The 21500-nt window shown below is 32.6% G+C and carries 23 protein-coding genes; 6 read left to right on the forward strand and 17 right to left on the reverse strand.

Going from position 1 to position 21500, the window contains the following annotated elements; all coding sequences use genetic code 11:
• The 4 genes from ABD745_RS03005 to ABD745_RS03020 all read right to left on the reverse strand — a co-directional run.
• Positions 1 to 320 (reverse strand): DUF7674 family protein (locus ABD745_RS03005; RefSeq protein ID WP_344824961.1); only part of this gene is annotated, 320 nt, incomplete at its 3' end.
• A gap of 50 nt (positions 321 to 370) precedes the next feature.
• Positions 371 to 502, reverse strand: coding sequence for a hypothetical protein (locus tag ABD745_RS03010; RefSeq protein WP_344824964.1), 132 nt, complete (start codon positions 500 to 502; stop codon positions 371 to 373).
• A gap of 77 nt (positions 503 to 579) precedes the next feature.
• Complete coding sequence (locus ABD745_RS03015) at positions 580 to 936, reverse strand: DUF7674 family protein (protein ID WP_344824967.1); 357 nt, start codon at positions 934 to 936, stop codon at positions 580 to 582.
• Positions 937 to 953: 17 nt separating this feature from the next.
• Positions 954 to 1100 (reverse strand): hypothetical protein, encoded by a 147-nt coding sequence (locus ABD745_RS03020; RefSeq protein WP_344824970.1) that lies wholly within the window; start codon positions 1098 to 1100, stop codon positions 954 to 956.
• A gap of 205 nt (positions 1101 to 1305) precedes the next feature.
• Here ABD745_RS03020 and ABD745_RS03025 point away from each other — a divergent pair, with 205 nt between their 5' ends.
• The 5 genes from ABD745_RS03025 (at position 1306) to ABD745_RS03045 (ending at position 7359) form a co-directional block, all read left to right on the forward strand.
• Positions 1306 to 2319 (forward strand): nucleoid-associated protein, encoded by a 1014-nt coding sequence (locus ABD745_RS03025; RefSeq protein WP_344824973.1) that lies wholly within the window; start codon positions 1306 to 1308, stop codon positions 2317 to 2319.
• Positions 2320 to 2385: 66 nt separating this feature from the next.
• On the forward strand, positions 2386 to 3363 hold the full coding sequence (locus ABD745_RS03030) for a hypothetical protein (RefSeq protein ID WP_344824976.1): 978 nt from the start codon (positions 2386 to 2388) through the stop codon (positions 3361 to 3363).
• 167 nt (positions 3364 to 3530) lie between these two features.
• Positions 3531 to 5723 carry an ATP-binding protein gene (locus ABD745_RS03035; protein ID WP_344824979.1) on the forward strand — a complete coding sequence of 731 codons (2193 nt, stop codon included), beginning with the start codon at positions 3531 to 3533 and terminating at the stop codon, positions 5721 to 5723.
• Positions 5724 to 5750: 27 nt separating this feature from the next.
• Positions 5751 to 6302: a biliverdin-producing heme oxygenase gene (locus ABD745_RS03040; protein WP_344824982.1), complete on the forward strand. Its 552-nt coding sequence runs from the start codon at positions 5751 to 5753 to the stop codon at positions 6300 to 6302.
• A 130-nt stretch (positions 6303 to 6432) separates the two neighbouring features.
• On the forward strand, positions 6433 to 7359 hold the full coding sequence (locus ABD745_RS03045; protein ID WP_344824985.1) for a malate dehydrogenase: 927 nt from the start codon (positions 6433 to 6435) through the stop codon (positions 7357 to 7359).
• Between the two features lie 74 nt (positions 7360 to 7433).
• Here the strand turns inward: ABD745_RS03045 and ABD745_RS03050 are convergent, their stop codons facing one another.
• The 12 genes from ABD745_RS03050 to ABD745_RS03105 all read right to left on the reverse strand — a co-directional run bounded on the left by ABD745_RS03050 (position 7434) and on the right by ABD745_RS03105 (position 18739).
• Complete coding sequence (locus ABD745_RS03050; RefSeq protein ID WP_344824988.1) at positions 7434 to 7682, reverse strand: redox-active disulfide protein 2; 249 nt, start codon at positions 7680 to 7682, stop codon at positions 7434 to 7436.
• Positions 7683 to 7686: 4 nt separating this feature from the next.
• Positions 7687 to 8283 carry a hypothetical protein gene (locus tag ABD745_RS03055; RefSeq protein ID WP_344824991.1) on the reverse strand — a complete coding sequence of 199 codons (597 nt, stop codon included), beginning with the start codon at positions 8281 to 8283 and terminating at the stop codon, positions 7687 to 7689.
• 48 nt (positions 8284 to 8331) lie between these two features.
• Complete coding sequence (locus ABD745_RS03060; protein WP_344824994.1) at positions 8332 to 9252, reverse strand: helix-turn-helix domain-containing protein; 921 nt, start codon at positions 9250 to 9252, stop codon at positions 8332 to 8334.
• A 178-nt stretch (positions 9253 to 9430) separates the two neighbouring features.
• A complete protein-coding gene (locus ABD745_RS03065) occupies positions 9431 to 10333 on the reverse strand; it encodes an NmrA family NAD(P)-binding protein (protein WP_344824997.1) in 903 nt (300 codons plus the stop codon).
• Between the two features lie 113 nt (positions 10334 to 10446).
• Entirely contained in the window at positions 10447 to 11805 is a 1359-nt protein-coding gene (locus ABD745_RS03070; RefSeq protein ID WP_344825000.1) for a rhomboid family intramembrane serine protease, read from the reverse strand.
• Between the two features lie 292 nt (positions 11806 to 12097).
• The gene (locus tag ABD745_RS03075) at positions 12098 to 12892 is read right to left on the reverse strand and encodes a helix-turn-helix transcriptional regulator (RefSeq protein WP_344825003.1); all 795 of its coding nucleotides are present in this window, start codon (positions 12890 to 12892) and stop codon (positions 12098 to 12100) included.
• 268 nt (positions 12893 to 13160) lie between these two features.
• The gene (locus tag ABD745_RS03080) at positions 13161 to 14138 is read right to left on the reverse strand and encodes an SDR family oxidoreductase (protein ID WP_344825006.1); all 978 of its coding nucleotides are present in this window, start codon (positions 14136 to 14138) and stop codon (positions 13161 to 13163) included.
• Positions 14139 to 14435: 297 nt separating this feature from the next.
• Positions 14436 to 15173 (reverse strand): SDR family oxidoreductase, encoded by a 738-nt coding sequence (locus ABD745_RS03085; protein WP_344825009.1) that lies wholly within the window; start codon positions 15171 to 15173, stop codon positions 14436 to 14438.
• Positions 15174 to 15246: 73 nt separating this feature from the next.
• Positions 15247 to 15831 (reverse strand): TetR/AcrR family transcriptional regulator, encoded by a 585-nt coding sequence (locus ABD745_RS03090; protein WP_344825012.1) that lies wholly within the window; start codon positions 15829 to 15831, stop codon positions 15247 to 15249.
• A 264-nt stretch (positions 15832 to 16095) separates the two neighbouring features.
• Positions 16096 to 17811 (reverse strand): S41 family peptidase, encoded by a 1716-nt coding sequence (locus ABD745_RS03095; RefSeq protein WP_344825015.1) that lies wholly within the window; start codon positions 17809 to 17811, stop codon positions 16096 to 16098.
• Positions 17812 to 17866: 55 nt separating this feature from the next.
• Positions 17867 to 18406, reverse strand: a complete 540-nt coding sequence (locus ABD745_RS03100) for a GNAT family N-acetyltransferase (protein WP_344825018.1) — start codon at positions 18404 to 18406, stop codon at positions 17867 to 17869.
• A 3-nt stretch (positions 18407 to 18409) separates the two neighbouring features.
• Positions 18410 to 18739 carry a hypothetical protein gene (locus ABD745_RS03105; protein ID WP_344825021.1) on the reverse strand — a complete coding sequence of 110 codons (330 nt, stop codon included), beginning with the start codon at positions 18737 to 18739 and terminating at the stop codon, positions 18410 to 18412.
• A gap of 371 nt (positions 18740 to 19110) precedes the next feature.
• On the opposite strand from ABD745_RS03105, the gene pafA reads away from it, so the two are divergent.
• Complete coding sequence (gene pafA, locus ABD745_RS03110) at positions 19111 to 20757, forward strand: alkaline phosphatase PafA (protein ID WP_344825024.1); 1647 nt, start codon at positions 19111 to 19113, stop codon at positions 20755 to 20757.
• A 71-nt stretch (positions 20758 to 20828) separates the two neighbouring features.
• Here pafA and ABD745_RS03115 read toward each other — a convergent pair whose 3' ends face one another.
• Entirely contained in the window at positions 20829 to 21425 is a 597-nt protein-coding gene (locus ABD745_RS03115; protein ID WP_344825027.1) for a Crp/Fnr family transcriptional regulator, read from the reverse strand.
• Positions 21426 to 21500 lie beyond the last annotated feature (75 nt).

The following is a 21500-nucleotide window of genomic DNA, read 5'->3' on the forward strand; positions in this document are numbered from 1 at the left end:
TAAAGAAGCTTCCAGTGCTGGATTTTTGCATGCTTTTTAAAGCTTTCGAAAGATCTTACGAAAAGGTTTTCAATCATGTCTTTTACATAAGAATCTCCGCTTTTGTAGATCATATCCATTAGTTTAATGTGATGGGCGATGATATTGACTTTTGATTCCTGCAGAAGGTCTTTCAGGTAATTTACCGTTGCCTGGATCACACCTGCAAAATTGCCTTGTACAGACAAGTTTGTAATTTCTTTTCGAAGTGGTGGATAGAAAAATTTTAAATATTCAATAGCTATTTTTTGATTAATAGTTCGCATTTGTACATTCATCATAATTAATATTTTTCAGAACACATGTATTGCGGCGAAAACTGTACCAAAGTTTATAAAATGGCAGCAAAAATAAATACACCGACTATCACCGCGATGTGAGTTGCTAAAATTTCAATATTGTGTCTGTTAGTCGATGTTTTAAAGGTGTTCCAGTCTGAAGTTTTTCTTATTTTAGTTTTCATAAATTGTTGATTTTGAAGGGTTTTAATTTTGAAAATTTTAATGATTTGTAATGAAATAGTTTAAAAATGTAATAAAACTATGTCCCGTGACTGTAAATCTGTCTCGAATAGATCTTTTGCAGATCCTGAGAAATATGACTAAAAATCACTTTTCGGTATTCTTCACTACAAAAAGCAGTACAATTGTCCAGTGAATAAACAAAAGTGGTTTCTACAGCATTTTTTAATACAACATCACCATTTCGGTAAATTTCATCCATCTTTTTTAAGCATTTGAATAAAATATTTCTGTCGTTTTGCCGGATCATATTTTTAATTTTGTCTGTAAATGTTTGAATCACACTGTAAGAATTTTGAGATATATTGTTCTTCAGTTCAATTTCAATTTCGGGAATGACATTTGTGATTTCCTGAACAGCCTCTAAATAATTCATATTTAAATTTGATTTAATTAAAATTTTTCAAAAACAAGCCAAACTAACATCGCCAAAAAAGCCAATACAAATATTCGGTAAGATTTCAGCCATTTTGGTGTTTCCGGTCCTCTGCTTTTTAATCTTCTTAGCTTGTCAATTCTGTTTAATGTTTTTAAGTCCATTTTTGTTTCTGTTTTAAAATCATAATGCCAAATTGTATTCCTTTACGGGTGGTTTTTATTTAGTGAGCTGTAAATCAATTATTTGATTGTTTTTTATTTAAAGTTTAAAGATAAAAATCATGTCAAAATGATAAGGTTTTTATCAGAATGAAATACTGTTGATTGTTGAGATAATTAATATCTTTGCAATCCATAAAAATCAAAGATGTTTTCAAAAATAGTAGTACACAGAGTCGGAAATAAAATCAACGGAGAGTCTTTAACGCTTTCTCAGGAAGAATTACAGCTGGAAGAAGGAATGGCAGAATTGCTGGAGAATTACTTTTTAGGTTCGTTCAAATCAGAGGAAACGTTCCATTTTTACAGTGATTCTTATTTGGTGAATAACCCCGTTTACAGTTCTGTGTCTGAAATTTTTGATGATAAAGCAAAATTCCTTTGGGAATCTGAAAACATTGCAAAACACCTTTTCGAAGCTGCTGAAAATCCTAGAGTTCAGGGTGGTGAATTGTTTGTCGTCTATTTTGAAGACGAAAGAGAAGGTACGGAGAGAGTTGACAAAATCGGAATTTTTAAAACCGAAAAAAGAGAATCTTTTCTTAAAATTTCTCCTCAGGAAGAAAGTTTTGACATAGAAAAAGATCAGGGAATCGGTTTGTCTAAAATTGATAAAGCGGCTTTAATTTACAATAACGATAAAGAAACAGGATATGTACTTTCTGTAGTTGACAACAACAAAAACGGAGATATGTATTACTGGTTTGAAGATTTCTTAAAGGTAAAACAGCGTGACGATGAATATTTCCACACGCAGGAAGCTTTGATGGTCTACAAAGATTACATCACCAAACAATTGCCTCAGGAATTTGAAGTTTCTAAAGCTGATCAGGCAGATTTTTTAAATAAATCCATCAATTTCTTCAAAGAAAAAGAAGAATTTAAGCTGGATGAATTTGCAGCTGAAGTATTGGGAGATGAACATGTGATCGAAAGTTTTAATAATTTTAAAACAGATTACGAACAGGATATGCAGATCAATATTGCAGAAGAATTCCCGATCAGTGAAGCTGCTGTGAAAAAGACTCAGAGACATTTTAAAAGCATCATTAAATTAGACAAGAATTTCCACATTTATATACACGGAGACCGTCAGAAACTGGCTCAGGGAGAGGATGAAAAAGGAAAATACTATATGCTTTATTTCGAAAAAGAAGTTTAAACTATAAAATAGCGCGGTTAATTTATAATTATCATAACTTTATAATCCTATCACAAAATAGTAATTATGAAGTTCATGATCATTTTCTGGGCACTATACATGTTGTTTTTCTGTATTCCGTTTCCGATTTTTATTTACACAATGACTTCGGAAACATTGACAGAACCAAGAAATTCTTTAATGATAAGTTATATTTATCTGGGTGTTTCTTTGGTTATTTGGCTGTATGTACTTATTTTCTTAATCAATAATCTTTTCGTAAAGACTTTTAAGGCTAAAAATATAATCAGTAATATTATAAGCAACGGAATTTCGAGAGATGCAAAGATTTTAGATTATAAATTAATAAAATATAATGCGAAATCGAATATTAATTTAATTAAGATCATGCTTTCATTCCAAAATCTCAGGAATATTTTGATTGAACATGAAATGATGTTTCACGATATAAAACCTCAGGAAAAAAGATTTAATATTGGAAATACCGTTAAAGTTTTATTAAATCCCGATACTTCACAAGAGCCATATTTCATATTAGGAGGACAAAAAACAAAATTCAATTTTGCAGGTATGGTTTTGAGAATCTTCTTTTCGGTTTTCATCATCGCTTATGTAATTGGTTTGTATTACTACTTTTACACTAAAGAATCTTTTGATTTCGGCTGGCGGTTTTTAACTTTTATGCATCCGATCATTTTCAGCGGAGTGATGTTTTTACTGACGATTCTTATGCATCAGATAATAGTGGGGAAATTTTTCAAAAATTCTAAAGAAGAGCGTATTCTTTTTGCCGGAAGAAATGCCGAAGCAGAAATTATCAATGTCAGCCAGACCGGATTGACAATTAATAACCAGCCTCAGATCATGTTTCAGGTGAGTTTTAAAGATTTTAAAGGAAAAGAGCATATTGCGGTTTGCAAAAAAATAGTCGATCTCCTTAATCTGGCTTCTATACCAAAAGAAGGGAAAATTGAGATTATGTATGATGAAAATAACCCCCAAAAGATTATAATTCCGAGAATGTCTAAAGAGTGGATTTTATAATTAGTATAAAATTGTGAAAATTTTTGTGAAATTTACGTTAATAAACGATTTTTAATTAGATTATCTTATTCAAGTTGCGTCTTAATTTGTTTTTGTGGTATCGATTTAGCTACAAAATATAATATTCCTTTAGAAAAAACGTTATCTTTGATAGATCAAAATATTATATGAATTTTGTAGAGTGTCATGAAGAGCCTATCCATATTCCGGGCTACATACAAAGTTTTGGTTATCTGATTGGCATTGATGCGGAGTCTCATTCCATTACTTTTTTTAGTAAGAATATTGAGGATATTTTTAATATCGAAAACACAAATCAGCTTTTCGATAAAAAAATTACAGATTTTCCCAATAGTTTTAAAAGTATTATCGAATCGGATATTTATAATTCCTTAAACAAATTTACAAGAAGAGAAAACGAAACCTATTTTGATAAAATTTTTATCAATGGTAAAGAATATCATTTCTCAGTTTTTAGAAGTAAAACAAATGTTTTCCTTGAACTTGAAGCGGTTGTAAAAAATCCTAACAAACGGATTTCTAATAAATACGATAATTTTTATATTATTGATGATGCACAGGAAATTTGGGAACAGCTTTTAAATACGCTTTCTAGCATTGTGAATTATGAGCGAATGATGGTTTATAAATTCATGATGGATGGTTCCGGAAAAGTAATTGCCGAAAGAAGAAATGAAAATATGGAGAGTTATCTCGGGCTTCATTATCCCGAAACCGACATTCCGAGGCAGGCAAGAGAATTATATCTGAAAAAGAGAAAAAGAATTTTCAGTAATGTGCACTCGGAAACCGTTCCTATTTTAAGCAAATCAAATGATATAATTGATCTTACCTATTCGACTTCCCGTGCAATGTCGCCTATTCATGGGCAATACATTAAAAATTCAGGAGCATCTTCAAGTTTCAGTGTTTCTATTATTATTGATGATCATCTTTGGGGACTGGTAACCTGTCAAAACCCTGAACCTAAACATATCGACCTTGAAGATAGAGTTCAGGCGGGGATTTTTACAGCGTTGGCTTCCAATGCGTATTCTTCCTTCAAGTCTAAAAACGAACTGAATTACCGTTTGAAACTGAATGAAAAATCTTCACAGTTAAAAACAGAATTCTTAAAAAACAACAATTTATTTGATTCTTTAATTGAAAATAAAGCTGAAATCAAAAATCTTCCCGAAGCCGATGGTTTAGCTATTGTTTCGGATGAAAATATTGTTACAGAAGGTGTTACACCCAATCGTGCTTCTATTGAAAAAATTATCCTGTGGGCTTATGAAAATACGGACGAAGTAATTTATATGAGTCGAAGCTTTCTTAAAGATCATGGAGAAAAGTTTGGATTAGACGAAAACTCGGCGGGAATTATCATTTATTTTATCGACAGAAATAAAAATAATATGTTGATCTGGTTCCGAAAAGAATTTGATGAGCATATCAACTGGGCAGGAAATCCTGAAAAGGCAATCAGTGTATTTTCGCAAAACGGCGAAGAAAAGCAAATTGTTTCACCAAGAACTTCTTTCCATATTTTTACGGAAAATATTAAAGGAAATTCAAAACGCTGGAATTCCCGAAATATCAGTGCAGTGCAAGCGGTACGCGATCTTATTCTGGAAACCTCACACAAGAATTATATTACGATTAAAAAGCTTAATGATGAGCTTAAAAAAGTAAATGATGAGCTCGACAGTTTTTCATATACCATTTCTCATGACTTAGGAACACCTTTAACGGTCATGAAACTGAATGCTCAAATGCTTTTAAAAAGCCTTACGGACGGTTCTGAAAAAAGTAAAGGCAAGATCAATTCCATTATTGAAGAAATTGATAATATGGCGGAGATGATGCATGATGTTTTACAGCTAAGCCGTGCAAAACACAGCGAAATCGAGCTTGAAAGCCTTGAAACACGCCGTATGATTGAAAAAATTTCTGAAAACTCAAAAATTACCTTTGGCAGCCCAAAAAGTGAGATCATTATTAAAGACTGTCCCGATGTTCTTGCTGATAAAACAATGCTTCATCAGGTATTTTTAAATATCATCAACAACGCAATAAAATATTCGTCTCAACAGGAAAATCCTAAAGTTGAAATTGATGGGACTATTGATGGAGATATGGTTATTTATAGAATTTCAGACAACGGAATCGGGATCCCTGAAGAAAATAAGCATAAAATGTTTAAAATTTTCAACAGGATGGATAATGCGAAGAAATTTAAAGGAAATGGAGTAGGATTGTCGATTGTTCACAGAATTATGCGAAGAATCGAAGGAAATGTTGATTATGAAAGCAATAAAGAGGGGACTTCATTCATTTTAACGTTTAAAAAACCGTAAATTTGGAGAACTTTTTTAATCCTTATTATGGTATCTGAATATCTTAAACAAAACACGGCAGAGTATCACGATGCTGCTGAAAAACTTTTTAACTCAGAAAAACTTTTCAACAAAACTTTTACGCTTGAAGATTATAAAAAGATTATCGGTACAAATTACCTGATGCTTCTTCATTCTGAGGATAAAATCTTCAACAGCCTTTCTGATAAATTTTCTGAGAAACTTCAGTTGAGTGACAGAAAAAAGCTTCCTTTAATCGAAAAAGATCTGATAAGTCTTGCTTTGCAAAACCAGACTGCTTCCCACGAACTTGAATTTTCTAATGAAAATGAAGCTTTGGGAGCTATGTACGTGATCGAAGGTTCTACGTTGGGTGGAAATGTAATCGCAAAACAACTTTCTAAAACAGAAGGTTTTAATAATGTAACGTTCAATTTCTTTGGCTGCTATCAGGAAAATACAGGACCGATGTGGAAAAATTTCAAAGAAGTTCTTGATACGGAAGTAACGGAAGAAAATTACGATGAGGTATTATCAGGAGCTAAAAAATTATACACATTTTTATTAAACGTTAATTAATTTTCCAAATAAAATATAAATATCACTTTTGAAGATAATTAAATTCCTGAAAGATTGCTCAATTTTTCAGGAATTGTTAAATTTGGGAGTTTTCAATTTTAAACTAAAATAATTTAAAAAATAAATCAAAATGAAAGTAACTGTAGTAGGTGCAGGCGCTGTAGGAGCAAGCTGTGCAGAATACATCGCAATGAAAAACTTCTGTTCAGAGGTAGTTTTAGTAGACATTAAAGAAGGATTTGCTGAAGGTAAGGCAATGGATTTGATGCAGACGGCTTCTCTTAACGGATTCGATACAAAAATTACCGGAACAACAGGAGATTACAGCAAAACTGCAGGTTCTCATGTAGCGGTTATTACTTCAGGTATTCCAAGAAAACCGGGAATGACTAGAGAAGAATTGATTGGTATTAACGCTGGAATCGTAAAAGATGTTACTGAAAACTTAGTAAAAAATTCTCCGGACGTAATCATCATCGTGGTTTCTAACCCAATGGATACAATGGCTTATCTTGTACACAAAACTTCAGGTCTTCCTAAGCACAAGATCATCGGAATGGGTGGTGCTTTGGATTCTGCAAGATTCAAATACAGATTGGCTGAAGCGTTGGAAGCTCCAATTTCTGACGTAGACGGAATGGTAATCGCTGCTCACAGTGATACAGGTATGCTTCCTCTATTGAGCAAAGCGACAAGAAACGGTGTTCCTGTAACTGAATTCCTTGACGACGAAAAACAAAAATATGTAATCGAAGAAACTAAAGTTGGAGGTGCTACTTTAACTAAATTATTAGGAACTTCTGCTTGGTATGCTCCAGGTGCAGCGGTTTCTGTAATGGTTCAGGCGATTGCTTGCGATCAGAAGAAAATGATCCCTTGTTCATTAATGCTTGAAGGTGAATACGGTCAAAATGATATCTGCCTGGGTGTTCCTGCAATTATCGGGAAAAATGGTGTAGAAAGCATCGTAAACATTACATTAACTGCTGAAGAGCAATTGAAGTTCGCTGAAGCAGCTCAGGCTGTAAGAGAAGTGAATGGTGATTTGAAGTTTTAATTATTGAACTTTATATATTAAAGAGGCTATCTCATTTTTGGGACAGCCTCTTTATATTTTATAGAATAGTGTTTTTACAAATTCCTATCCGCTTTTTCTTTCTTTATTTTATTCCAGTTATTGATATTAATAATTAGAATAGGAAGCAAAGCAATCGGAATTACTGTTAAAGCACTGAATCCTTTTTTGAAGGTCAAAAATATAGTGCTTAAAAATAAAAGAACGATAGCAGCCATCAACATAATGGTAAGAACTTTTATCTTCTTTTCGTTATTGATAAGTTCTTCATTGGTGTATTCGGAGATTGATTTAGTGTCTTTCATGGTTCTATTTTTTCTTAATGAGTTCAAGGGTATTAATTTTTCCAACGGGTGCTATTTTGATATTTTTATCTCCTTTTGCAACATAAAAATAGTAAGAGCTGTTGATATCGATCATGTAGATATCGGTCGGTTTGCCAGATTCGGAAATAATATTATAATTGTATTTTAGATTTTGAGTATTAATTCTTTTTTTAATAATATTGCCTTCACCCAATCCTAATCCCACAAAAAGAGCGAGAAGTTCAATGGCTACAAGTGTCGCAAATGCCGGAATCATCGATTTTTGTAATGTTTTTTTATCAACTTCATTATTTATTTTATAGCTTCCTAACAGTTTTTTGCTCCAGTTTTTATCACTGTTTTTCACAAGTATTACCTGAAATAGAAAGAAAAAAAGGACAACAGAAATTATTATGATGATCAAAATAGGGCTTGAAGCCATATCAGCGATCGGACTTATCAGAATGTCCGTTATGGAGGAATATTTCAAAATATTTATTCCTAACTGATAAAAAAGAATACTTTCCTTTAAAAGACCAAGAATAATAAGATATAAATAGCCTAAAGGTAATAATCCTTGAATTTTTTCTAAATATTTCATTGGTCTAAGATATTATTTTTATCTCAGATTTTTTATAGATATTAAGAATTAATTAAACGACTGTCTGAATTCCAGAGGCGAAACATTCGTCTTATTTTTGAACAATTTACTGAAAGACTGAGGATGTTCAAAACCCAATTCGTATGCAATTTCACTGACAGATAATTGAGTGGTTGACAATTTTTCCTTTGCTTTTTCGATAAGCTTTTCGTGAATGTGTTGTTGAGTGCTTTGTCCGGTTAAAATTTTTAATAATCCGGTAAGATAACTTGGCGAAACATTCAGTTGATCGGCGACAAATTGCACAGACGGAAGTCCTTTTGTGATCAGATCTTCATTGCTAAAATAATCAGTTAATAAACCCTCCAAAGAGTCAAGAATTTTATGATTGGAAATTTTTCTGGTGATAAACTGCCGTTGATAAAAACGTTCCGCATAATTAAGCAACGTTTCGATTTGCGAAATAATAATATTCTGACTGAATTTATCTATGTTAGAATGATATTCATGCCGAATATTTTCAATAATGCTGTGAAGTGTATTTTCTTCTTTTTCGGAAAGAAATAAAGCTTCATTCACAGAATAATCAAAATACGCGTAATTTTTAATGTTCCTGGCTAAAGAAGTATTCCAGAAAAAATCGGGATGAATGAGTAAAATCCATCCTGTATGTTTTGCTTTTTCATTGGTTTTAGGATCAACTGTAACTCCAAAAACCTGTCCGGGAGCCATAAAAAACATCACACCTTCATCAAAATCATATTCCTGTTGACCGTATTTCATTTTGGCATTGGAAGTTCTTTTGATAGAAATCGAATAAAAATCCAGAATCCAGCTTAGTTCATTCACATCAGCATCGTGTTTAATTGTGCTGTAATCTACCACACTGATCAACGGATGCTCAGGTTTAGGAAGCTTACGGAATTCGTGGAATTCGCTGATGGTTTTTATTCTTACAGGCTGTTTCATTGTATGGCTAAGTTAATGGTTTTTGAAGATTTTATTTTAAACACCACTTGCATTTTTATAAAATCCTAGCTCAGACTGACATGCATAAAACGGTAAATACAAGAATTAGTAAAGCGATGTCATCCTGAGCAAAGTCGAAGGATCTTTGTTTAAATATGTTTTACGACAAAAGAAAAATTTAGCTATTATAATATGCAGCTGCAAAATCTTTGGCGAAATCCTTTACTTTTACATTTCCTAGAACCGGTCTGTTTTTATAATAATCTTCGTACAAAACACTGCCTCGTCTCGCCATATTCATTTCCACAAAACCTTTTGCTGTTTCAGGATTCATCCCGACTTTTATTAGATTATTCAGTAAGTCTTCATCGGGAATTGTGATCCATTGTAAGTCAGGATTTCCGATGGCTTCACCTAAGATTTGCGCAATTTCATTCGGTGAGATTTCTTCACTTGCGATATAACGGATTTCTCTTCCGTTAAAAGGTTTTTCAACTTCTTCAGCAATGACGGAAGCAATATCCAAAGGTGAAACCCAAGGTTCCTGATCGTCACCGCCATAATTTTGAATGATTGCATTTTGAGATTTAATGGTCGGAATAAATGCAAACATATTGTAATAAAACCCGACAGGGCGCATAACTTTTATGGAAATATCTTGTGGAAGTTCATCTAAAACTTTTTCTGCTTCGTAATGAAATTTCAAAATCCCGTTTCCTTCGTTGGTATGTGCTCCAATGCTGCTTAAATGAATAATATTTTTCACCCCGGATTTTTCAATAGCCTCTTTATAATTTTTCGAAATCTGAATATTAGCCTGAATAAGATCAATCTCATGATTAAAAAATACTCCGGCATTCAACGCTTCCATTGCATAAACAATATCAGCTCCTTTGAAAGTTTCGGTTAAGAAATCTACATTTTCCATTGTACCAATCGCTGCTTTTGCGCCCAAAGATTCAATTTCTGATTTTCTTTCTTCATTGCTGCTGATCACAGTAATGTCATGACCTTTTTCTACTAATTCTTTTGTTAATGGCTTACTGATATTTCCTAAAGAGCCTGTTACGATAATTTTCATTTTGTTTAATTTTTTATTGCAACAAAGTTCAGGATTATGGAAAAGCTGGACGTAGCCGAATCTACTTTTTGTGTAGCCGAAAAAGCTCTATCCAACGATAGAGCTTTTTATATTTAATTTTTTCCTTCTGGATCAGCTTCTTTCTTTATAAAGAGAGTCATTAAAATTCCTATAATGAAACCGCTTAATAATCCTCCAATATGGGCAGCATTATCAATTCCACCGGTTAATCCCATCAATAAATTAATTCCGACAAAAACCAATGTGCTTAATAAAAATGCTTTACTGAATTCTGGGGTAAATATTTTAAATAACATAAATGAAATGAAAAGTCCATACATACCAAAAATTGCTCCTGAAGCTCCGATACTTACGGTTGCATCGTGCCAGAAAAGACTTACCAGACTTGCTAAAATTCCATTGATTAAGTAAATAATTAAAAAATATTTTCTACCTAAAAGCGGTTCTAAGAACATTCCGACAAACAGAAGTCCATACATATTCGTGAATAAATGCATTGCTCCTCCATGTAAAAATGTACATGTTAGTAATCTCCACCATTCTCCGTTTTTAGTTAATGGACCGAAATTCGCACCCCATTTCAATAAATCCTGTCCCTCAAAAGAAAAGAAACCATATCCCATTAAAGACATGAGAAGAAAAATCGCAACGTTAATATAAATTAGAATCAATGTCATGAATAATCCTTCTTGAGGAATTAAAAATTCAAGAAATTCTTTAACTTCTCTTTGTGCCTTTCTATCGGGTTTTCCTGCTTTTATTCTTGTAAGATGACGTTGATCTATTTTAGGAATTAATATGATAATCAGCCATACCAATGGGCATATTGTAATTGATAGTATTAAACTTTTCACCTTATTACCGTTTCTATTTTCAAAAGGTTCATTTATACTTTTTAGAATAATAGGATCAGGAGATTTATTCTTAAAGAACATATTATTTTCAACAGCTTTTGTGAGGCCTTCTTTTTGATCCGAATTTCCCAAACGGTCCAAATACTTGAAATCTGAAAGGTTTTTACTTCTAAAATCCAGCTCACTTTTGTTTGTAAATTCACGAAACTTTGTCTCTTTTTCATTAGCGGTAAGTCGGTTACTAATTTTTTCAGAATATTCTACAGCTAACCAAGATAACGGGATTGAAGAAGCTGTATCACTTGGTTTTTCGAAAATAGGGACAGCCGCATAAATATGCAGGGCAAAATTTTCATTATTTCTTCCTCCAACTTCTGTATCCAAGAAGATTCCCGGATGATTTTTATCGATATAGTAAGATTGTAAAGAATAATATTTTGTAGGAGCAGATTTATTAATCTCAGTAATTGTTTTAAGTCGTGTCAATTTTCCTGAAGATGTAATAAGATACTGCTGCGAAATAACTAATGGAATTGTAATTGTAATCCATGCTATTATACAATAAAGATCAATCAAGCTGTCCCTTGATGTTTTCAATCTTAAGATTTTAAGTCTGGGTCTTAAATAAAACCAAGAAATTATCCCAGTAAGAACAATGGGTATTACAAAATTGGTAATGATTTCTTTTGGATTAAATATTTCAAACTTTATAAAAATAAGCCAATGAAGAGATGTATATCCAACTAATAAAAAGATTAAACTTAATAAAAAAGGTTTAAAAATGATATTTAGTTTATCGCGCATTAATGGTCAGAAATTTTCTTCAAAGATGCAAATTTTCCACATGATTTAAAAACAAAAGAGCGGAAAAACCGCCCTCAAAAAAATCTTATACTTTCTGTTTCCCGACTTCCGAAGGCGCAATCCCATATTGTTTTTTAAAAGTAAATGAGAAATGCGAGAGGTCTTCAAAACCAAGATCAACATAAATATCCGTCGGCTTTTTGTGTTCCTTATCCAAAAGGAAATAAGCTTCCTGAAGTCGTCTGTTCATCAGCCATTTTCCGGGAGTGGTGTTAAAAATTGCTTTAAATTCTCTTTTAAAAGTCGATAAACTTCGTCCCGTCATAAAAGCAAAACGCTCCAGACTGATATTGAATTTATAATTATGATTCATAAATAGCTCCAGATCAATTTTATGTGGAATATTGAAGTTGAAGAAAATATCCTTCAGATCAGGATTGTTTTTTAACAAAATCATCAGCAATTCTTCCCGTTTTATATCAACAAAAGTATCGTCCAATTGTTCGGTTCCGTTGTAATAAGGCTCCAAAGATTGAATGAAATTCCTGATCAGTCTATCTTCATTAATGAACAAAAAAGAATCGTTGTTGTCCGTTGGTTGGGCTTGATAAGGATGACGTTCCAGAAATTTCTTTAAAAATCCTTCATCAAAAGCAATGATTACCTTTTCAAAATCTCCATCTTCTTTATATTTTGTATATCGAACCAGATGATTTTTCCGTGCAATACAGTAATCGCCGGGCTTCATGTTGTAATGTCTGTAACCATCGTACGAAACCATCGAGCCTTTAAGCAAAAACAAAAAGAAATGCTCAGGAATAAACTGTTCCGGAGAAATTTCAGGACCTAAATGACAGGAATGTAGATTGTTGAATTTCATTTTATTTATTTTTTCTTTTGTCTTGACACAAAAAAAACAAAAAGTCAAGACTTGAAAACTTCCGCTAAAAATTTAAAATTAATCCTAAAATCCCCCAAAACTTGTGCGAATTTAATATGGGTTTTTCAGTTCAATATTTGTGTCGCGCTTCGAACAGTGGGAATTTTTAACGGATTAACTTTAAATTTTTTTAACGCTCCATTCTTCTATGTCGATTTAAATTTGACAAAGTTTAGCTGTTGGTTCTACAATGGCTTGTCTTACAAATTTACTGATTTCCCATCAAACTGTCTGCACTTGCCAATAAAGCTTCTTCTCGGCTTCTGGGCTTCCAGGTTAAGATGGTTTTTGCTTTTTTGTTTGACATTTCTTTGTAGAATTCTTTCCCAATTGGTTCTAAATTCTGAATGTCGGAAGAGTATTGCGGTCTTTCTTTTTTGAACAGCTCAGCAACATCATAAAAGCTCATCACATCGTCTGAAGTCGCTATAAAACGCTCTCCCGCAGCATTCGGATGAAGCATCGCTTTGATGTGAATGTCTGCAACATCTCTCACATCTACGACACCCATCGTGAAAGGTGGAGTATTATTCATCGTCCCGTTTAAAATCCCTGAAACTGCAATATCCAATGAAGCAGAAGTGATTCCGCCGATAACGGGACCAAAAATTCCGACAGGATTGATGACCGAAAGTTCTAAGCCGTTACCTTCTTTTTCAATAAATTCCCAGGTAGATTTTTCGGCGATGGTTTTTGATTTGATGTAAGCCGGAAGTTTTGTATGGGCATCTGTCCAGTCTTCCTCCGTGAAAATATGGTCTGCAATATTCTTACTGTAACCGACCGCCGCAAAAGATGAGGTCAAAACCACTCTTTTCACACCCGCATCACGCGACGCCTTCAAAACGCGCAAAGCTCCGTCTCTTGCAGGAATGATAAGTTCATTTTCATCTTTCGGATCCTGAGCAGGGAAGGGCGACGCCACGTGAAGGACATAATCACAACCTTTTACGGCTTCATCCCAATTGTTGTCGTTCGTAAGGTCGGCTTCAATGAATGAAAGGTTTGAAAAATCTGTAATTCCACCTTCTTGCAATGCTTTTAGAATGATGTCCTTTTTTGCTAATGAACGAAGAGTTGTTTTCACTTCATACCCTTGTTGTAATAATTGAAGGATGGTATGAGCACCCAAAAATCCTGTACCTCCTGTTACCAAAACTGTTTTCTTTGTCTGTACGTTTTCCATTTTGTTTAAATTTTACAGTACAAAGTTGGGGTTTATTTTGGGTTAAAGTTTTGTTGTGGAGTTCAATTTTTGTTTGTTGTGGAGGTCGTATTTTAACCTCACAGATTATGAAGATCAGGCATTTTTTTACCAGAATTATCTATTAATCAGGAAGAAGAATAAAATATTCAAGAATGTTTAATTCTCAAAAAAAAGTAAATAAAAAAGCCAGCGCAAAATAATTACGCCAGCCCGTCTATGAAATTTATATATTGAAACTTGCCGAATTAAACGACATGAGTTTTCTGTATCATTTTATTAATTGTTAAAAGTAGTGAAAGCCCCTTCTGTAGCTGCAAAAAAGTTGTCATATAATAAACCTGTATTTCCTACACGGATTTCGTAAATATTTTCCTCAAGTGCTTTTACTAAATCATTGGCAACGTCTGAAGGTGGAATTCCGTTTTCTTTTCCTCCGATTTCTGCGGAGAAATCTGTATTTACTAAAGGTGGCATCAATTCAAAAACTTTTACATTGGTGTCTTTTGCCAATTGAAATCTCAGAACTTGTGTGTGAGAATGTAATGCAGCCTTAGAATCAGAATAAGTCGGAAGATGATAACCCGGAACAAATCCTACGATCGAAGAGACATTAACGATGGCTGACTCACTTTGTTCTTTTAATAAAGGAAGAAATTTTTCTGTCAGTCTGATTGGTGCGAAATAATTTGTAGTAAATTCTTCCAAAGCCTTTGTGTATGTATCAGAATTTTCTGAAATAGTGTAATAATGAGCATGACCTGCATTATTAATTAAAATATTCAAACCTCCGAAAGTTGTTTTTACTTCTTCGAATAATCTGTTCACATCACTTTCATTCGTAATATCAGCCTGAATGGTGAATACATTTTCTAAATCTTTCGCCGCAGCTTCTAATTTTTCTTTGTTTCTTCCAACAATGATAATTTTATTTGCCGGACTTAATGCTTTTGCGATTTCTAAACCGATTCCTGAACCTCCGCCAGTGATCAAAATTGTGTTGTTTGTAATGTTCATAACGTTTGTTTTTAAATGTTTTATATTAATTTTTAATATTGTACTATTTGGTACAAAATATGAGAAAAAAATTTTAGCTGATTAATTTTAAATTAAGTTCAATAATGCTTTTAAGAATTTCCGGAGAGTTTTCCATACGTCTTGTAACGTGAATTCCGTTCCATAAATTGGTTAAATGCCAAGCCAAAATCTCAGGATTTTCTGTGCTTTTGATTTGATTATTTTTCTGTGCTTTTTCAATGACTTCTGCAAAAAGCTCTTGCAATTTTTTTACGATTTTTACAGAATTTTTTTTTATTTCTGCATCTTTTTCAGATAACTGAACCAAAGAATTTCCTAAGAAACATCCTCTTTCTTTTTCGCAGTCGGGAGAATAAGCTTGGCTTAAAAAAAACTGCTTGATGAATTCAATTCCGTTTTCAGATTTTTCAATTCCTTCCGCTAATTTTTTGTAAAAACTTTCAGAAAACTGCTCAATAGATTTTACATATAATTCCTGTTTTCCACCTTTGAAAGCCAGATAAAAACTTCCTTTTCCGATTCCCATAGCATTCAGCAATTCATCTGCAGAAGCTGTGTCATAGCCTTTGTTTCTGAAAACTTCAGTCGCTTTTTCAATTGCCTGATTTTCGTCGAATATTTTTGGTCTGCCTGCCATTTCTTTATTTTGATGAGACAAAGGTATATAATTGTACCAATTAGTACAAAATTAAATTTCAAATATCTTTTATAGTTTTTGTCGATAAAGTTTTATAATCTTAATTGGGTATTATCTAGTTTGTTTAGATACGCAAAGGCGCAAGTAAATGAAACTTGGTATTTTTTAAGGCGCAAAGGTTTTCTTGCGCCTTAAAAGGTTTCTTATTTTTAAAACTAGCGCCTTTGCGAAAAACCAACAAAAATTCTTCACCAATTATCAATATTATTTAACAGAATTCAAAACCCTTTCAAATTCAAGATCGCGGCTTTCTAGGATGTCCTGATCTTTATATTTGATTAATTCATTAATTCTGATTCCTGTTTGTTGGGTTTGGGAATTATCAGGATAAAAAATTCCGTTTCCGGTAAATTCTAAGATATAATCGCCCGGTAGATTTACTTTCACCATATCTCCGTCTGCGCCGGAAGTTTGTTGACCAATTGTCAATGATTGCGGAAAAATTTTCTGCAAACTCATCGAATACCATTCGCTTGCACTTCGGGTGTCAGGATAAACGAGAATGAAAACTTTTCCTTTGTAATTATGAATCGTTTTCCCCGGAATTGAAGGAAAATAAGTGATGCTCTGATCTTTATAAGTAAAGGTTCCGAGATTTTTTAAATTCGGTTGATAATATTTTCCAAAATAATTTTCGGTAGGAGAGAAGTATTTATACAAATAATGAAAAAAGAAGCCGCCCCAATCAGGATATCCTCTCATATCAAAAACTATGGCTTTTTTTTGTGCCGCGTTGCTTAGAATACTATCCATCACGGCATCCATTTTGTCATCATCTACATTATTTATAAAACCTAAAGTCTCATTAACTTTAAAATAAGCAACATCCTTATGTACAATTTCACGTTTTTCTATTTTCTTGATTTTATCTTGTAAATAATTAAAAATCAGATCATATTTTTCTTTATCAGAAGGATCAATCATATCAATTTTTGTAGAAAATTTCTTATTTTTTGCTGATTTTACTTCTAAAGTCTTTTGTGAAAGATCATCGGTCCAGATCAGATTATTTTCATATTTCGAAATAATATAAACCAATTTTTCAGTGTTGGATGTCGATAATAATTCTCCTTTTTCTTTGATGATCTGAGGAATACTTTTACCATTAATGGAAAAAATTCTGTCGCCTACATTAATTTGAGCTTTCGAACAGATTTCAGGAAAAATAATATGTGTCACCAAAATATGATCATCAACAATTTGAAAATCAAACGGTGAAAGATAACTGGCGTGAAAGATATCTTTCCTATAATTCAACTGTTTGTAAAAACTGATTGCGTGACTATCCTTAAATTTTGAAACCAATCTGGCCAATAAAATTTCAAAATCTTTCCTTGAATTTATTCCGGAATTTTCATCTAAACTGTTTTTAAAATAACTGTCGAAACCTTTATCCATAATATATTTGTGAGGGAAAAGATAATCAACAATTCCCTGAATTTTTGCCAATGTCAACAATCTGTAACCCAAAGGAAGATTGTCCTCTTTCGGAAACGGATATTTTTTCTCATCACTTACTAATTTACTCTCTTTTAAAAGTTCAAAATTATATCGATGATTATAAATGGAATTTAATAAAGTTTTGTTTTCAGAACTTATTTTTCCATTTTTTTGATACCAATCGAAATTCTGATTTTTTGTTAAAATATCTTTTGACGTTTCAGTGGGAGCCAGGGTTATAAAGTTTTTATTTAAATTTTGAGATAATTTTCCTATTATAGAATTAAAATCATCTTTTGAACTAATATTTTTAATCGTATTTAAAAACAAACTGTCTGCATCAACTTTTCCGCTCGCAACAGCGGGATGATAATATTTAATGAAATTCCATGTTTTCATGAAATCATTATACTGATCTTTCTGAGCAAAAATAAATTGCTGAAATAGACAAAAAAGTAAAATAAATGTGGTTTTTTTCATGATAATAAGTAATTTATAAATATAATATTTATTATCATAAATGAGAGAATTATTTTTAAATCATCACATCAAAACTCATGAATAAAGCCGTTTCTGTAGAGCCTTTGTACAGTTTTGTATTGATTCCTGTAATGGCAAAACCGGCTTTCTGATAAAATTTTATAGCAGGGTAATTGGTATTTTGAGTTTCAAGCTCAACCATTCTGCATTGTAATTCTCTTGCTTCCCGATTGACAGCTTTGATTAACAATTTTCCGATATTTTGTCTTCTGAATTGTTCATTAATCAAGATATTTATAATAAAAAGACTGTTATTCCATTCTCTGAAATCACAAATGATCCAACCGATGAGCTCACCTTCATGAAAAGCTCCAAAAGAGTGTCTTTGTTTGATAATTTTATTTAAATCATCAATGTCAGCGGAATTTATTTCCCAAATTTTCGTGTACGGTTGATTTTTTTCTCTTATGTTAAATTCAAATGTATCGGAAATTTCAATAGCGGAAACAACAAATATTTTATCAGTTTTATAGCCGTTGAATCCCCAACTGAGTGTCGGATTTTCAGTTAGTTTTTCTAATTTTTTGATTTCCATTGATTAAAAATCTATTGTTTTCGAATTAAAAGAATAATTTCCTTTTGTAGTATAAAGAATGATTTGTACCAGTACTAAAACTGCAATAACAGCAACTCTTACCAATGCATTTTCTGAAAATCTTTCTCTGATAGCTTCCATGTAATTGATCTTTTCAATCGTGAATTGTTTAAGCTGATCAATATTAGTAAAACCGTTTACTTTTGTAATCTCTGAATTAATTTCGGCTTCGTTCAAAGTTGCAGCAACATTAATGAGGTTGATATTGCTCATAAATAGCCATCCAAATAATGTAATCGAAATGAGTAATAAAAAAGGTCTGATGAGTTTCATGAAGAAATTGATTTTGGGAACATTAAAGACATTCTTGTGTTTTTCAAATTTAAATAAAATCAACTTTAAAAATGGAACGAATTCATAAAATATACATAAAATTTTCATTATCAAACATATTGTTAATAATCAGTTCATTAATTTTCTTCTCAATAGAAATTATCATCTCCGTAACGACATCTTTTTCTTGAAGATTGGATAGATTTGAGTGAATAATAAAGATCTTTTTTATAATAATCTGTAAGTTTATATTTTGAAATGGATAAATTTTTAATGAAAATAAAATAAATACACGGTCAAAATTAATTAAAATTTCACACACCAAAATTTTCAAAACACGTAAATTTGTCGTCAATAAAAATTTTTACTTGATGCTTAGGAAAATTTCGGTTGCAACGGCTACTTTTTTGTCTGTACTTACAATCAATGCGCAAAAGAACAAAAATTCTCAGTTAGAAAGACCAAAGCTGGTTGTAGGTTTGGTGGTAGATCAGATGAGGTGGGATTATTTGTACCGTTTTTACAATAAATATGGTAATGATGGTTTCAAAAGACTTTTGAATACAGGATATTCTTTAAATAATGTTCATATTCCTTATGTTCCTACGATTACAGCTTTAGGACATACTTGTATTTATACAGGTTCGGTTCCTGCTATTCACGGGATTGCGGGAAATGACTGGATAGATAAAGAAACAGGGCAAAATGTATATTGTACGACAGACGAAAGCGTAAAACCGGTAGGAACGACCAACGCAAAAGTGGGAAGCCATTCTCCGAAAAACCTTTGGTCGACCACTGTTTCCGATGAATTAAGATTAGCAACAAATTTCCAGGGAAAAGTAATTGGAGTTTCTTTAAAAGACAGAGCATCAATTCTTCCGGCAGGTCACACACCAAACGGAGCTTTCTGGTTTGATGATTCTTCTGGAGATTTTATTACAAGTTCCTGGTATATGAATGATTTGCCTCAATGGGTTAAGTCTTTCAATTCTCAGAATTTACCGGATAAATTGGTTGCAAACGGTTGGAATACCTTGCTTCCGATCAATCAATACACAGAAAGTTCACCGGATAATTCTTCTTGGGAAGGATTGTTGGGAAGTGCAAAAACTCCGACATTCCCTTACAGTAATTTAGCAGCTGATTATCAGGCTAAAAAAGATAATATTCGTTATACACCTTTCGGAAATACTTTGACGTTAAAGTTGGCTGAAGCTGCCGTAGAAGGAGAAAAATTAGGTGGTGATGATGTTGTGGATATGTTGGCAATTAACCTAGCTTCAACGGATTATGCAGGGCACAAATTTGGTCCGAATTCCATCGAAGTTGAAGATGTTTATTTAAGATTAGACCAGGATTTAGCTCAGTTTTTCAATTATCTGGATTCTAAAGTCGGAAAAGGGCAGTACACGGTTTTCCTTTCTGCAGATCACGGTGGAGCACATTCTGTAGGATTTTTACAGGAACATAAAATCACGACAGGTTTCTTCGGGGAAGGGATGGAAAAAGATATTAATCAAAAATTAAAAGATAAGTTCGGAGTTGATAAATTGATAAATTCGGTGGAAAATTATCAGGTTTATTTTGACAGAAAATTGATGAGAGATAATAAGCTGGAATTGGATGATATCAGAAATTTCACCATTAAAGAATTAGAAAAAGATCCGACAGTTTTATATGCTGTTTCTGTAGAGAAAGTTCAGGAAGCTACTATTCCGGAGCCTATCAAACAGAGAATTATCAACGGGATCAACAGACAGAGAAGTGGTGATATTCAGTTGATTTCTCACGATTCTATGCTTCCGCCGTATTCAAAAACAGGAACTACACACAGTGTCTGGAATTCTTATGATTCACATATTCCTTTGATTTTTATGGGGTGGGGAATCCAGCATGGAGAAAGCAATAAACAATACAATATGACAGATATTGCGTCTACGGTTTCTTCATTATTAAAAATTCAGTTTCCAAGCGGAAATGTCGGAAATCCGATCACTGAAGTTATTGGCAAATAATTTTGAAATTATATAAACTTAAAATCCTTAACTGTTTCGGTTAAGGATTTTTTATTTTTAAATTCATGTAATTAAATGTAAATCTTACTGTTATCAATTTTTAAAATATTCTGTTTTTCCATTTTTTTTATGGCTCGGATTACGGTTTCTATTCGCATTCCAGTAAGTGAAGCCAATTGCTGCCGAGTGTAAGGAACTGGAAAAGAAAATTTTTCTTTAAATCCGAAATGTGCTTTTACGTGATTCATAATAAGATTCAGTTTGGTAATCGGATCTTTAAAAGAAAAGGATGCCGAAGTCAGATATCTGTAATGCATACGATCTGCGGTATACGAATAGATGTTAATGATAAGTTCGGAGTTTTCCAGTAAAAGTTGGATTATTCTGCTTTTTTCCAGTTTTATAATTTCACAATCCGTAACGGCAATTGCATTTATAGCATATTTTTTATCAAGAAAAAGATATGTTTCTGCAAAACAATGACCATCAAAGGGAATTCCATGAATAAACTCTCTGCCGTCTTCCAGAAAACTGCATAATTTTACGGTGCCTGATTTTATCTGTAAATAATATTTTGGAGTGCTTTCTTCTTTAAAAATATACTCACCGGAATTATAGCTTTGAAGTTCAGCACCATGGGAAAACAGTAGGTTTTCGCAAATGATCATAAGTTGATATTAATTTGAGATAAAAATAATGAATTAACATTTTGAGTGAAAATTTATTAATACCACATAGATGCC

The organism is Chryseobacterium ginsenosidimutans, from assembly GCF_039536845.1.
Classification (GTDB): Bacteria; Bacteroidota; Bacteroidia; order Flavobacteriales; family Weeksellaceae; genus Chryseobacterium; species Chryseobacterium ginsenosidimutans_B.